Genomic DNA, 13,260 nt, shown 5'->3' with positions numbered 1-13,260 from the left:
ATCGCACGCGACAAATCGTCGGCACGCCCGGGCGGGCGCGGCCGCCAGAAGTCAGCCAGCCATATCCAGAACGGGCTGTTTCTCGCGCAGGGTGACAAGCTCCTCGGCCGCCGTGGGGTGCAGCGCACAGGTGGCGTCCCACTGGGCCTTGGTCAGGCCCGCCTTGACCGCGATGGCGGCCAGCTGGATCATCTCGGGCGCATCCGGCCCGACGATGTGCACGCCCAGAACGCGGTTGCTCTCGGGCTCGACGACCAGCTTCATCAAGGTGCGCTCATCAAGGCCCATGAAGGCGTATTTCATGGGACGAAAGCGGGTGAGATAGATGTCGACGGGGCCGACGGCCTTGCGCGCCTCAGCCTCGCTGAGTCCCACCACGCCCACCGGCGGCTGCGAGAACACAGCCGTGGGCACGGCCTCATAATCAAAGCGCGAGGGCGTGTCGCGGAACACGGTCTGATGAAAGGCCACGGCCTCGCGGATGGCGACGGGCGTGAGATTCATACGGTCGGTGACGTCGCCTATGGCCCAGATGTTCGGGACCGAGGTGCGCGAGAACGCGTCCACAGCAATGGCGCCGCCCTCGGTCAGGGTGACGCCTGCCGCCTCCAGCCCGAGATCATGGGTGTTGGGCACGCGCCCGGTGGCAAACATGACCTGATCGCTCTCGAAGCTCTGGCCCGTTTCCATCACGCTGATCAGGCGATCACCCTCCTTGCGGATCTCGGCGTGCTGGCAGCCCAGCACCACGCGGATGCCCCGCCGCTCAAGCTCTCCGGCGAGATGGGCGCGCACATCGTCGTCAAAGCCGCGCAGGATGTTGGGGCCGCGATAGACCAGTGTGGTCTCGACGCCGAGGCCCGCGAAGATGCCGGCGAACTCCACGGCGATGTAGCCGCCGCCCACCACCACGATGCTGCGCGGAAGATCGCTGAGGTGGAAGGCCTCCTCCGAGGTGATGGCGTGCTCGATGCCGGGCAGGGCGTCCGGCACCCATGGCTTGCCGCCCGTGGCGATCAGAATGGTCCGGGCCGTGACGGTGCGGTCCTTGCCCACCAGCTCTACGGTATGGGCGTCCTTCAGGCGGCCGTGGGCATGGAAAACATCGGCCCCCGCCTTGGCCAGATTGGCGGCATAGATGCCCGACAGCCGCGCGATCTCGATGTCCTTGCACTCGATGAAGGACTTCCACGAGAAGTGCGCCTCCGGGATGGTCCAGCCATAGCCCTCGGCAACCTTCAGGTGATGCGAGACTTCCGAGGCATAGACCATGAACTTCTTGGGCACGCATCCCTGGATCACGCAGGTGCCGCCGATGCGATGACCCTCGGCCACGCCCACGCGCTTGCCGTCCAGCGCCGCCAGTCGCGCCGCCCGCACCCCGCCGGAGCCCGCCCCTATGACGAAAAGGTCGTAGTCGTAGCTCTCGCTCATGGTCGCACTTTCGGCAGGAAGTCACAGGGGGATTTACGGATTTAGGTGCTCAACCCCGGAATCCAAACCGATGATCGCCTCGTCAGCCAGATCGAGGAACAGGCCGTGCTCGACCACGCCGGTCAGGCTCTTGAGGTCGGCGGCAAGCTGGGCGGGGTTTTCGATCACCCCCGAGGGCGCGTCATAGATAACATTTCCGCCATCGGTGCGCACGATGCCGCGCTCGGCGGTCCGCAGGGCGGCACCCTGGCCGAAACCGTGATCCGCCAGCACATCCGCGATGCGATTGGCCGTGGTGCGGTGCCCGAAGGCGACCACCTCGATGGGCAGGCGAAAGCGGCCGAGGCGATCGACCACCTTGGCCGCATCGGCGATGACGATGCAGCGCGCGCTGGCCTCCCAGACCAGCTTTTCGCGCAGCAGGGCCGCGCCGCCGCCCTTGATGAGCGCCAGCCCCGGTCCCACCTCGTCGGCCCCGTCCACCGTCAGATCTATGCGCGGCGTATCCTCAAGCGTCGACAGCGGCAGCCCAAGCTCGCGCGCAAGATCCGCCGTGGCCTCTGAGGTCGGAACGCAGCGCAGACCAGACAGCCCCCGGTCCGCCAGCGCCCGCACGAACCACGCCGCCGTGGAGCCTGTGCCCAGGCCCACCACCATGCCCGCCTCGACGCGCTGTGCTGCCGCCTCGCCAGCGCGCTTCTTCTGCTCGTCAGACGACATGGCTCAGCCCTTCATGGCCTTCTTGGCGCGCATCCGCTCCATGAAGCGCGCCGCCCAGCCTGCGCGCACCTCCTGTCGCCCGCGTGCCAGTGCCAGATCGCCCGGCGCGACATCGCTGGTTATCACCGAGCCCGAGCCCACCATGGCACCGGCACCGATAGTCACCGGCGCGACAAGGGCGGTATTGGAGCCCACAAAGGCCCCCTCGCCGATCTCGGTGCGGTGCTTGAAGAAGCCGTCATAGTTGCAGAAAATCGTGCCCGCGCCGATGTTCGCGCCCGCACCGATCACGCCGTCGCCGAGGTATGACAGGTGATTGGCCTTGGCTCCGGCCTTCATCTCGACGTTCTTGACCTCGACGAAATTGCCCACCCTTGCGCCCTGGCGCAGGCGCGCACCGGGGCGCAGGCGCGCATAGGGGCCGACCTCGCAGCCCGCCTCGACCAGCGCGCCCTCGACATGACTGAACGCGCGGATGCGCGCGCCCGAGCGCACCGAGGCGCCGGGTCCGAACACGACATAGGGCTCGATGACCGCTCCGGGCTCGATCTCGGTATCCCACGAGAAATGCACCGTGTCGGGCGCGCTCATGCTGACCCCGCGCTCAAGGTGCGTCTCGCGCTGGACCTGCTGGAACAGGGCCTCGGCCACGGCCAGCTCGACCTGTGAGTTCACGCCCATGACCGCGTCCTCTGCGGCCATGACCGCCCGCGTCGCGACGCCGCGCGCGCGCGCCAGTGCCACCACGTCGGTGAGATAGTATTCGCCCTTGGCATTGTCGTTGCCGACCTCGCCCAGCAGATCGAACAGCAGGGCGGCAGACGCGCACATCACGCCCGAGTTGCAGGTGCGCAGCGCCAGCACCTCTGCGCTCGCCTCCTTGGCCTCGACAATCGCGGCAAGGGTGTCCCCTTCCATCACGAGCCGACCATAGTCGCCCGGATCGCGCGCCTCGAAACCGATCACACTGAGCGCCCCCGAGCCGAACACGGGCGCAATGTCTTCGGCGTGCAGCAAGGGCACATCACCATAGGTGATGACGACATCGCCCTCGAAGCCCTCTAGCGCCTGCCTTGCTGCCAGCACGGCGTGGCCGGTGCCCAGCGGCGGATCCTGAACCGCGATGCTGGCCTCGCCCAGCCGCTGCGCGACATGGGCGCGCACCTCGGGCGAATGGTTGCCGACCACGACGACTATGCGCGCGCAGCCCAGCGCCTCTGCCGCATCAATGGCATGGTCGAGCATGGCCCGTCCGCCCACGCGGTGCAGCACCTTGGGCAGGGGGCTCTTCATCCGGGTGCCCTGGCCAGCGGCCAGAATGACAGCGGCGCGCGCGCTCATGAAAGGTTCTCCCGCAGCTCGGTCCGGAGCGAATCCGCCCCCTGCCCGTCTAGCCCAAAGCCGAAGGCGTGGCGAGCGTGCGCCTTCTGCGTCACGTTCCTTGCAGGGCACTTGCGTCAGCGCGGCGCAGGCGGCACAGCCCGGACCATGACCCATGACGGCCTGACCGTGCTGTTCGATCTGGACGGCACACTCATCGACACCGCCCCGGACCTGATCGGGGTGCTCAACACCATGCTGGCGGAGAAAGACTTGCGCGGCGTGCCCCTGTCCAGCGCCCGCCATCTGGTCGGGCACGGAGCCCTGGCAATGCTGCGCCACGGTCATGCAGAGGCAGGCGCACCGTGGGACGAGACGCAGGCCCCCGCCGAGCTGGACCGCTTCATCGACCTTTATCGCGCGCGCATCGCCGATGAGAGCCGGGCGTTCGCAGGGCTGACGGATGCGCTCGACCACCTTGCGGCTTCAGGCGCGCGCCTCGGCGTGGCGACCAACAAGCGCACAGACCTGTCCGTGGCCCTGCTTGAGGCTCTCGGGCTGAAATCGCGCTTTGCGGCGATTGTCGGCGCCGATGCCGTCAGCGCGCGCAAGCCCTCCGCGGCCCATCTGATCGAGGCCGTCGCGGCCTGTGGCGGCAAGCCTGCCCGCGCCATCATGATCGGGGACAGCGCCACGGACCTGAACGCCGCACGCGCCGCACAGATACCCTGTATCCTGGTCAGCTTCGGCTATACCGAGACGCCAGCCGGACAGCTGGAGCCTGACGGCCTGATCGACCACTTCGACGAGTTACCCGGCGAAATCGCCCGCCTGAGCCGCGACTTCGGCCTTACCCCGATTTAACTTGGTTCCAACCCTCGCCCGCGTCAGATAGGAAGCCACAAGGGGAAGGTGTCCGGCTTTCATGTCGCTTGCGCTCAGAACACTGCTTTACGAATGGCGTCGCTACATGGCCGCCGTGATGGCGCTGGCGCTGTCCGGTCTGCTGGTGCTGGCCATGACCGGTGTGTTCATCGGTATCGGCAAGGGCTTCACCGCCCAGATCGAGCGCTCTCGCGCCGACATCATGATCATGCAGCCCGGTGCCACCAGCCTGATGGGTGGTCCTTCGGGCGTGCCGCGCCGCTTCATCCCGCTGATCTATCGCCATACCGAAGTCACCGAAGTGCGCCCGCTCGCCGGTTCCGGGGGCAGCTTCCAGAGCATCCGCAACTTCGACCCGACCCTGTCGCCGGCCGAGCGCGCCCGCCAGCGCGCGCCGCGTCAGCAGTTCGTGCAGGCGCGCGTGATCGACACCACGCCGGGCGCGGTGACCATTCCGGTCGACTATTCCGATGACCTGATCAATGCGCTGCGCCAGCCCTACACCATCGCCATCGACGAGACCGACATCCAGCGTCTCGATGTGAATCTGGGCGACCGGGCCATCTATAACGGCCAGACGGTGCGCGTGGCGGCCATCACCCGCGGCTATCCCAACATGATGCAGGCCACCATCATCATGAGCCGCGACACCATGCGGATGCTCGGCCAGACCAGCGATTCCAGCCAGAGGGTCGGGCCGCTGATGGTCGGCATCCAGAACCCCGAGCGCGCCGAGATCGTGGCGGCCCAGCTGAACGAGATGGGCGGGGGTCAGTACCGGGCATGGACGCGCAGCGAGCTGGCCGCCGCCAATGCCAGCGCCATGTTCGAGGAGGGCATCCTCGTCATCATCATCGGCGGGTGCGTGGTGCTGGGCACCATCATCGGCGTGGCCATCACCTGGCAGACACTGCGCGGGGCGATCATGGCCAACATCAAGGAATTCGCCTCGCTGCGGGCGCTGGGCGTCGGCATGGGCAGCTTGCGCAACATCGTCATCGAGCTGAGCTTCTGGGTCGGCATCGTCGGCGTGCTCGCCGCCATCGGCCTGACCTGGCTGGTCAAGCTGCTGGCGACCATGAACGGCGTCATCATCGCCCTGCCCGCCTCGCTGCTGATCTTCGTGGGGGGAGGACTGGTGCTGATCGCCATGGCCTCGGGCTTTCTCTCGCTCGGCGTCCTCAAGAAGAGCCAGCCTGCGGACCTGCTGCGATGAGCGCCACCAAGACACACGGCAGGCACGGCGACTTCGCCATTGAGGCCAAGGGGCTGGTCAAGCGCTTCAAGACCGGGCGCTCCTATATCGAGGTGCTCAAGGGCGTGGATTTCGACGCGCGTCATGGTGATCTGACCATGGTCATGGGGCCGTCGGGCTCGGGCAAGTCCACCCTGGTCGCGGCCCTCTCGGGTCTGTTGCGCCCGGACGAGGGCCGGGTGGACGCGCTGGACATCGACGATCTGTGGAAGCTGTCGCCCGGGCGCATCGACCGCTTCCGGCTTCAGAATTGCGGCTTCATCTTCCAGGGCTTCAACCTGTTCCCCGCCCTCACCGCGCTCGAACAGGTCATGACGGTGCTGAAGTATCAGGGCCTTGATCGCGCCGAGGCGCGTCGCCGCGCCAGGGCCGCCCTCGAGGAAGTCGGGCTCGGCAACCGCATGAACCAGCGCCCCTCGGAGCTTTCGGGCGGCGAGAAGCAGCGCGTGGCCATCGCACGCTGTCTGTCGAAAGACCCCCAGCTTCTGTTCGCCGACGAGCCCACCTCTGCGCTGGACGGCGAGAACGGTCAGGTCGTGATCCGCCTGCTGCGCCGCGCCGCAACCGAGCACGGGGCGGCGGTCATCTGCGTGACCCACGACCCGCGTCTCGAAGCCTGGGCCGACCGCATCATCCACATCGAAGACGGCCGCATCCTCGACGATACGCGCCGCACCCCCGACCCCGAGGCCACCCTGGCCTCTCATCACTGACGCCGCCCCAAGGAAAGACCACCCGAAATGGCCTGCCTTCTCAAGAACAAGTGGCTCTGGATCGCCCTCATTCTGGTGGTGATCATCATTGCGGGCTTCGTGATCGTGCGCGGCCAGCAGGCCGCCGAGGCCGAGCGGCAGCAGGCGGTCGCCGCCACACCCGTCAGCCCCTATGCCGCCATTGCCAATGGCCGGGCAGACGTCGAGGGCGGCGTGATTCAGGTCGCGGCGCGGCGCGGCGGCGTGGTCAGCGCGGTCTATGTCAACGAAGGCGACATCGTCACCGCCGGTCAGATTCTGGCCCGTCAGGAAGATGCCGAGGCCCGCCTCGCCGTTCAGCGCGCCACCGCCGAGGTGCGTCAGGCCGAGTCCGCCCTGGCCACCATCCGCGTGGATCTGTCCACGGCCCAGCGCGAGTTCGAGCGCATGAACCAGCTGGCGGCCAGCAACTACATCGCCGCCCAGCGTCTCGATCAGGCGCGCGATGCCATCTCCATGGCCGAGGCGCGCCTTGCCAGCCAGCAGGCCGCAGTCCAGACCGCGCGCGCGCGCCTGAACGAGGCCCAGTACAATCTCGAACTCACCATCATCCGCGCACCCATGAGCGGGCGTATCGCGCGGCGCTATGCCCAGCCCGGCTCGGGCGCCTCGACCCTGAATGTTTCGACCATGTTCGATCTCGAGCCCGACACCGCACGTATCGTGCGCGCCGAGATCGTCGAGGCGGACATTCCCAACATCAGCGTCGGCCAGCAGGTCGAGATCACGCCCGAGGGCAACCCCGACCAGATCCACGTGGGTCAGGTGCTGCGGCGCGCGGGCGTGTTCGGGGCCAGGCGTCTGCAATCGGACGACCCCTCCCAGCGGGCCGACGAGCGCGTGGTCGAGGTGGTGGTCTCGGCCGAGGGCGCGCCGTTCCTGATCGGCCAGCGCGTGCTGGTGAAGTTCATGAAGCCGGGCGAGCAGGCCGGTGCCCCGCGTGCCAGCGGCGCGGGTGTCGGGCCCGATCAGGCCATGCGCACCCAGCGCCGCGCATCCTGACGCCCTCAGGCTCCGGTAAAGCGGGCCGGTCGCTTTTCCAGCACGGCCTCGACACCCTCCAGATGATCTTCGCTCAGGTGCGCCAGCGCCTGCATGGCTGCCGAAAGCTCCAGCATCTGCTCGAAGCTGGCCTCCCGCCCCTGACGCAGCAGCGCCTTGGCCATTCGCAGGGCCTGAGGCGGCTTGTCGGTGATGCGCGCGGCCCAGGCCTCGCAGGTCTGCCGCAGCGCCTCGGGGGGCACCACCTCGTTGACCAGACCCCATTTCAGCGCCCTCTCCGCCTCGATGCTCTCGCCGGTGAACAGCATCTGGGCCGCGCGCGCATGGCCGATATGGCGCGGCAACAGCCACGCCCCGCCATCGCCCGGAATGATCCCGAGCTTGAGGAACGGCACACCGAAGCGCGCCTCGCTTGATGCGATGCGGATGTCGGCCAGTCCGGCCAGGTCACAGCCCAGCCCCATGGCCGGACCATTCACGCCCGCGATCAGGGGCACCTCCAGCTCGTGCACGGCGCGGACGATACGGTGCACCACCCGCCGGTAACGCTCGCGGATGTCCGTGCCCGTGCCGGCGAACAGGTCGCGGCGCTCACTCATCGCGCGCAGGTCGCCCCCGGCGCTGAAGGCGCGGCCCTCGGCCAGCAGCAGCGCGCAGCGGGCCGCTGGCGTCTCGTTGATCTGGCGGCACACGGTCTCGAAGGCCTGACCATCATCCAGGTCCGGCAGGGCGTTCAGTCGCCCGGCGCGCTGCATGGTGATGATCGCCAGCGGCCCCCGCCACTCCAGCTTCAGAAGATCGCTCGCCATGGTGCACCCTGCCTGCGTGAAAAAACCCCGGCCTTCTGATGAAGACCGGGGCCATGCATTTCAAGTGCGTGTGTCAGGCTCGGTGGTTTGCTGCCTTCGCAGAAGCTCACCTCGCCATGACGGATTTCGCTTACCCGCGCGGTTTTCTCGGCGTTGTCACGAAGTCCTGCGGGCGACTTTCGACCCTGGACTGGCGCACGAGGCGCGGGCTCACCAGCATCCCGCCCATCAGGGCAAAAGACATCATGGCGTGCTGCATGTTGCGTTCTTTATCGTTCATATTGGCGTCTCCTTTCGCTTGAACGAGGAAAAGAGACGCGGACGGCTTGCAGGGGCTTGCACCCTCTTAGTCGTTTCGCGTCACTCCTGCATTGTCGCACAATCGTCACAAAGCGCAAGGTTTAATCCGTTTTCGGAGCATTTTTCGCACAACCGTCGCATTGGCAGGCCTCCAGATCATCGTGCGGGCCGTTGCAGCGCCTGCGAAAATCACCCTATGGGAGGGCGATGAGCACCTCGCCCGCCCGTCCCGTTCTGACGCCCTGCATCAAGGTCTGTGCGGTAGATGGCGAGAGCGGACTGTGCCTGGGCTGTTTCCGCTCGCTGCAGGAGATCGCCGCCTGGGCGCGCTATACGGATGAAGAGCGGGCGATCATTCTCGATCAGCTCTCGGCGCGCAGGCAACTGATTTCGCCAGAGAAACTCGGCCTTTCCGCCTGGCCTGGCGCCCGCGCCAACTGACACTTGCCCACCGTAGCGCGCGATTCACCGGATAAAAACGCCTGCGCGCTAATGTGCTCCCACAAGCCGCAAAAAGCGGCGCAAGTAACGAGTGGTGGGATGTACGAGTTCGGCTTCCGCTCAGGCGGGGTGATTGCCATGGCCACGGCCGCGGCACTGGGCGCCTATTACCTTCTCGATGGCAGCTATCCGCGCGATGCCAGTGTGGCGCGTGCAGCGGACGGGCACTACTGGGCCGTGGCCGAGGTCAACGGCGCGCCGGTGCGCTTTCTGGTCGACACGGGCTCGAGCATGGTGGCCCTGACCCGTCACGATGCCGCACGCCTGGGCCTTGAGCCTGCGCCCGAGGATTTCCGGCGCGAGGTGCTGACCGCATCCGGCCCGGCCCGCGCCGCGCCCGTGGAGCTGTCGCACGTCTCGGTGGACGGCGCGCGCGTCGAGCGGGTCGAGGCGCTGGTGTTCGAGGACGGCCTTCACGCCTCGCTGCTGGGCATGAGCTATCTGGGCCGCCTGTCACGCATTGAGGCGACGCCGAGTGCCATCACGCTCAGGCGCTGAGCCTCACAGCGCCTTTGCCACGATCGACATGGCCGTCAGCAGCAGAAAGACGGCAAAGGCGCGCTTCAGCATCACCTGATCGAGCCGGTGGGCGAGTGCCGCACCCCAAGGGGCAACGAGCGTCGTCACCAGAGCCATGACCAGCACGGCGGGCGCATTGACGAAGCCCAGCGACAGCGGAGGCCGCCCGGCCACGCTCCATCCCGCCACTACGAAGCCTATGGTGGCGGGAATACCGATGGCGAGACCAAAGCCCGATGCGGTGGCAACCGCCTGATGGATGCTGCGCCCGCACGCGGTCATGACCATGCCCCCCAGCGCGCCGCCGCCCACGCCCATCATGGCCGACAAGGTGCCGATCACACTGGCGATCAGGCGACGCAGCCATCCTTCGGGCATGGCTCTGAACACCCCCCGGCCCGTGGGCGCGAACATCATGTGCAGGGCCACAAGCGTGACGCAGACGCCGTAAATGATTCCGAGCGTGCCCTGATCGGCCAGTCCCGCCAGCCCCGCCCCGATGAGCGCGCCCAGCGCCACCCAGGGCGTCCAGCGCCTCAGCACGTCCTCGTCCACCGCGCCGTGCCTGCGATGAGCCGCGAGCGAGCGCAGCGAGGTTGCGATGATGACGGCCAGCGAACTGCCGACCGCCACATGAAGATTGGCCTCGCCCCCCAGACCCAGCACGGCAAAGGCATAGAAGAGCGCCGGCACGATCACCGTGCCTCCGCCCACCCCGAACAGGCCTGCGACCAGTCCCGCCAGCACGCCTGCGCCCAGCAGGGCAAGACCCATGAGGCCAAGAGTCATCAGATCGAGGCTCTGGGGATCGGTGATCAAGCCGCAGCCTTGCGCGCGCAGGCCTCGCGCACCGCATCGGCCGCGCGCTCGACCACCTCCAGCCCGGCTCCGGGGCGGATCGCCTCGACAGTCAGGATGCGTCGCCAGCTGCGCGCGCCGGGCAGGCCGTGCATCAGGCCCAGCATATGCCGCGTCATGTGCGACAGCGGCACGCCCTCGGCAAGGCGGGCGGCCAGATAAGACTTGTGGCGCTCCACCGCCTCGAACGGCCCGACATCCGCATCGGCACAGCCGAACACCGCCGCATCGACCCGGCCCAGCAGCGCAGGCTCGTGATAGGCGGCGCGCCCCAACATCACCCCGTCGACGTGATGGAGTTGCTCCAGCGCCTGTTCCAAGGTGGCGATCCCGCCGTTGATGCTGATGTCGAGGTGGGGACGTTCAGCCTTCAGGGCGTGGACAAGAACATAGTCCAGCGGCGGCACGTCCCGGTTCTCCTTGGGCGACAGCCCCTTGAGCCAGGCCTTGCGGGCATGGACGATGAAGTGGCGCACGCCAACATCGGCACAACGGTCCACCAGTTCGGGCAGGGCCTGGCGAGGGTCCTGATCGTCGACCCCGATGCGACACTTGACGGTGACGGGCACGGTGCTGGCTGCGATCATGGCCGAGACGCACGCGGCCACCAGCTCCGGCTCGCGCATCAGGCAGGCCCCGAAGCGGCCCGACTGAACCCGGTCGGACGGGCAGCCCACGTTCAGATTGATCTCGTCGTACCCGGCCTCGCAGCCGATCCGCGTGGCCTGCGCCAGATCATCGGGGTCCGAGCCGCCCAGTTGCAGCGCCACCGGATGTTCCAGCGCATCGAAGCCGATCAGTCGCTCCCGGTCACCATGGATGACGGCGCCGGTGGTGACCATCTCGGTATAGAGCAGGGCGCGGCGGGTCAGCGCACGGTGAAACGCACGGCAGTGCCGGTCGGTCCAGTCCATCATCGGCGCCACGGAAAAGCGCGCACTGCCTGCATAGGGGGCGGTCATGGCGCTTCCCATGCCCGCAGACGCGCCCGAGATCAATCTTTGGCCGGGGCCTCGTCGGCGAGAACGGCGGCGGTCTCTGGCGTCAGGGCACGGCTCTCGCGGCGCGGGCGAACCAGGGGGCCAGGCACCGGATCGGCATTGCCACGCATCAGGTCGCGCCCGGCATACATGCCGCCTGCAATCTGCACTTCCAGCCGCTCCTCGTCGCGGCGGCGCACGTCGCTCATGATGTCCGCAGCCTCGCCATCCTCCACACCCAGCGCCCGAAGGGCCTCGCGTCCGAAAACCATCGCCGACTCCAGCGTCTCGCGAAGCTGATAGTCCACGCCAGCGGCGATCAGGCGCAGCGCATGGCCGCGGTCGTATGCGCGGGCCAAAACCTTGGCATGGGGGAACTCGGCCTTGCACAGGGTGACGATGTGATCGGCGGCCTCGGGCTTGTCCACGCACACCAGGATCAGCTCGGCCTCGCCCGCGCCCGAGGCGCGCAGCACGTCGAGACGCTCGCCGTCTCCGTAATAGACCTTGAATCCAAACTCGGCCGCCGCCTGGATCATCTCCACATCGTTCTCGATAAGCGAGATATCGACACCGCGCGCCAGTAGCGGCTGGCTGACCACCTGGGCAAAGCGGCCAAAGCCGATCATCAGCACCCGCCCGTGCAGGTCTTCGGCCGGATCCACACCCTCGGTGGACACCACGGGCCTCGGCATGAGGCGGCGCAGCGCGATCAGAACCAGCGGCGTGAGAGCCATGGACAGGATCACGATGGCGGTCATGGTGGCATTGGCCCTGGCATCGAACAGTCCCGCCGCCGATGCCGCCGCATAGAGCACGAAGGCGAACTCGCCGCCCTGAGCAAACAGGGCCGCGCGCGTCATGGCCTCGCGATTGTCGGCCCTGAACAGCCGCGCCACGCCATAGATGGCCACGGCCTTCACAGCCATGAAGCTGACCACGCCCAGGGCGATCATCTGCCAGTCGGACAGCACCACAGACAGGTCCAGCGCCATACCCACACTCAGGAAGAAAAGCCCCAGCAGGATGCCCCGGAACGGCTCGATGTCTGCCTCCAGCTGATGCCGGAACACCGAGCCCGAGAGCAGCACCCCGGCCAGAAATGCCCCCATGGCCATGGACAGCCCGCCCCACGCCATGAAGGCCGCCGTGCCCAGCACCACCAGCAGGGCCGCCGCCGTCATCACCTCGCGCGCGCCCGTGGCCGCCAGCACCCTGAACAGCGGGTTGAGCAGCCAGCGCCCGGCCACGATCACCACGCCGATCACCAGAATGGCGATCATGATGGCCTGTGCTGCCGTTCGCTCCGAGCCGCTTTGCAGGCCCATGAGCGAGGCCACGATCGCCACCCCCGCCAGCAGCGGCACGATGGCCAGATCCTCGAACAGCAGGATCGAGATCGACCTCTGGCCCGAAGGGCTTGCGGTCTCGCCGCGCTCGGACAACATCTGCATGATCACCGCAGTCGAGGACAGCACGAAGCCGAACGCGCCTATGGTCGCGACGATGGGATCGAAGCCGAACGCAATGCCCACGACCGTCAGCAGGCCTGCGCAGACCAGCACCTGCACGGCGCCAAGCCCGAAGATTTCGCCACGAAGCGCCCACAGCTTCCGGGGTCTCATCTCCAGACCGATGACGAACAGGAACATCACCACGCCAAGCTCGGCGACGTGCAGTATGGATTCGGGGTCGGTGAACAGGCCCAGTCCGAAGGGCCCGATGATCAGGCCGGCGGTCAGATAGCCCAGCACCGAGCCGAGGCCCGCCTTGCGAAACAGGGGCACCGCGATGACCGCTGCGGCGAGCAGCGCCACCGCGTGCTCAAGCCCCGGACCTGCCTGTTCTGCCGCCATGATCGCCCCCTGCCCCTGATCCAAGCAGCAAACCCCGCCAGGGCCGCGCTGTCACCCGAAAATATCGGC

14 protein-coding genes are annotated in these 13,260 nt (G+C 67.5%); 6 read left to right on the top strand and 8 right to left on the bottom strand.

What is annotated here, in order from left to right:
• Positions 1–51 precede the first annotated feature (51 nt).
• Genes gor through glmU form a run of 3 tightly spaced genes read right to left on the bottom strand, consistent with a single transcriptional unit; the run spans position 52 to position 3,495 of the window.
• Entirely contained in the window at positions 52–1,434 is a 1,383-nt protein-coding gene (gor, locus tag ACK4E3_RS10995; protein WP_409700532.1) for a glutathione-disulfide reductase, read from the bottom strand.
• Between the two features lie 33 nt (positions 1,435–1,467).
• Positions 1,468–2,154 (bottom strand): ribose-5-phosphate isomerase RpiA, encoded by a 687-nt coding sequence (gene rpiA / locus ACK4E3_RS10990; RefSeq protein WP_409700529.1) that lies wholly within the window; start codon positions 2,152–2,154, stop codon positions 1,468–1,470.
• A 3-nt stretch (positions 2,155–2,157) separates the two neighbouring features.
• Positions 2,158–3,495: a bifunctional UDP-N-acetylglucosamine diphosphorylase/glucosamine-1-phosphate N-acetyltransferase GlmU gene (gene glmU, locus ACK4E3_RS10985; protein WP_409700526.1), complete on the bottom strand. Its 1,338-nt coding sequence runs from the start codon at positions 3,493–3,495 to the stop codon at positions 2,158–2,160.
• A gap of 147 nt (positions 3,496–3,642) precedes the next feature.
• On the opposite strand from glmU, the gene ACK4E3_RS10980 reads away from it, so the two are divergent.
• The 4 genes from ACK4E3_RS10980 (at position 3,643) to ACK4E3_RS10965 (ending at position 7,368) form a co-directional block, all read left to right on the top strand.
• Positions 3,643–4,338 (top strand): HAD-IA family hydrolase, encoded by a 696-nt coding sequence (locus tag ACK4E3_RS10980; RefSeq protein ID WP_409700523.1) that lies wholly within the window; start codon positions 3,643–3,645, stop codon positions 4,336–4,338.
• A 61-nt stretch (positions 4,339–4,399) separates the two neighbouring features.
• Positions 4,400–5,575, top strand: a complete 1,176-nt coding sequence (locus ACK4E3_RS10975) for an ABC transporter permease (RefSeq protein WP_409700520.1) — start codon at positions 4,400–4,402, stop codon at positions 5,573–5,575.
• A complete protein-coding gene (locus tag ACK4E3_RS10970; RefSeq protein WP_409700518.1) occupies positions 5,572–6,327 on the top strand; it encodes an ABC transporter ATP-binding protein in 756 nt (251 codons plus the stop codon). Before ACK4E3_RS10975 ends, ACK4E3_RS10970 begins: the two co-directional genes overlap by 4 nt.
• Before the next feature lie 27 nt (positions 6,328–6,354).
• Entirely contained in the window at positions 6,355–7,368 is a 1,014-nt protein-coding gene (locus ACK4E3_RS10965; RefSeq protein WP_409700515.1) for an HlyD family secretion protein, read from the top strand.
• A 5-nt stretch (positions 7,369–7,373) separates the two neighbouring features.
• Here the strand turns inward: ACK4E3_RS10965 and ACK4E3_RS10960 are convergent, their stop codons facing one another.
• Together ACK4E3_RS10960 and ACK4E3_RS10955 are read right to left on the bottom strand one after the other, a co-directional pair.
• Complete coding sequence (locus tag ACK4E3_RS10960) at positions 7,374–8,177, bottom strand: enoyl-CoA hydratase-related protein (protein ID WP_409700511.1); 804 nt, start codon at positions 8,175–8,177, stop codon at positions 7,374–7,376.
• Between the two features lie 130 nt (positions 8,178–8,307).
• On the bottom strand, positions 8,308–8,457 hold the full coding sequence (locus ACK4E3_RS10955; protein WP_409700508.1) for a hypothetical protein: 150 nt from the start codon (positions 8,455–8,457) through the stop codon (positions 8,308–8,310).
• 227 nt (positions 8,458–8,684) lie between these two features.
• Between ACK4E3_RS10955 and ACK4E3_RS10950 the strand changes: the two genes are divergently transcribed.
• Both ACK4E3_RS10950 and ACK4E3_RS10945 read left to right on the top strand, forming a co-directional pair.
• Positions 8,685–8,918: a DUF1289 domain-containing protein gene (locus tag ACK4E3_RS10950; RefSeq protein WP_409700505.1), complete on the top strand. Its 234-nt coding sequence runs from the start codon at positions 8,685–8,687 to the stop codon at positions 8,916–8,918.
• Between the two features lie 99 nt (positions 8,919–9,017).
• Positions 9,018–9,476 carry a TIGR02281 family clan AA aspartic protease gene (locus tag ACK4E3_RS10945; RefSeq protein WP_409700502.1) on the top strand — a complete coding sequence of 153 codons (459 nt, stop codon included), beginning with the start codon at positions 9,018–9,020 and terminating at the stop codon, positions 9,474–9,476.
• Between the two features lie 3 nt (positions 9,477–9,479).
• Here ACK4E3_RS10945 and ACK4E3_RS10940 read toward each other — a convergent pair whose 3' ends face one another.
• From ACK4E3_RS10940 to ACK4E3_RS10930, 3 genes are read right to left on the bottom strand one after another with little or no spacing between them, the layout of a single operon-like run.
• Positions 9,480–10,316: a sulfite exporter TauE/SafE family protein gene (locus tag ACK4E3_RS10940; RefSeq protein ID WP_409700499.1), complete on the bottom strand. Its 837-nt coding sequence runs from the start codon at positions 10,314–10,316 to the stop codon at positions 9,480–9,482.
• Positions 10,313–11,317 (bottom strand): tRNA dihydrouridine(20/20a) synthase DusA, encoded by a 1,005-nt coding sequence (gene dusA, locus ACK4E3_RS10935; RefSeq protein WP_409700496.1) that lies wholly within the window; start codon positions 11,315–11,317, stop codon positions 10,313–10,315. Before dusA ends, ACK4E3_RS10940 begins: the two co-directional genes overlap by 4 nt.
• Positions 11,318–11,349: 32 nt before the next feature.
• Entirely contained in the window at positions 11,350–13,191 is a 1,842-nt protein-coding gene (locus ACK4E3_RS10930) for a monovalent cation:proton antiporter-2 (CPA2) family protein (protein ID WP_409700493.1), read from the bottom strand.
• Between the last annotated feature and the right edge of the window lie 69 nt (positions 13,192–13,260).

Source organism: Brevundimonas sp. (genome assembly GCF_046299595.1).
In the GTDB taxonomy this organism is placed as follows: Bacteria; Pseudomonadota; Alphaproteobacteria; order Caulobacterales; family Caulobacteraceae; genus Brevundimonas.
Note: the sequence above shows the minus strand (reverse complement) of the source record. Positions and strands in the feature narration are given on the sequence as shown.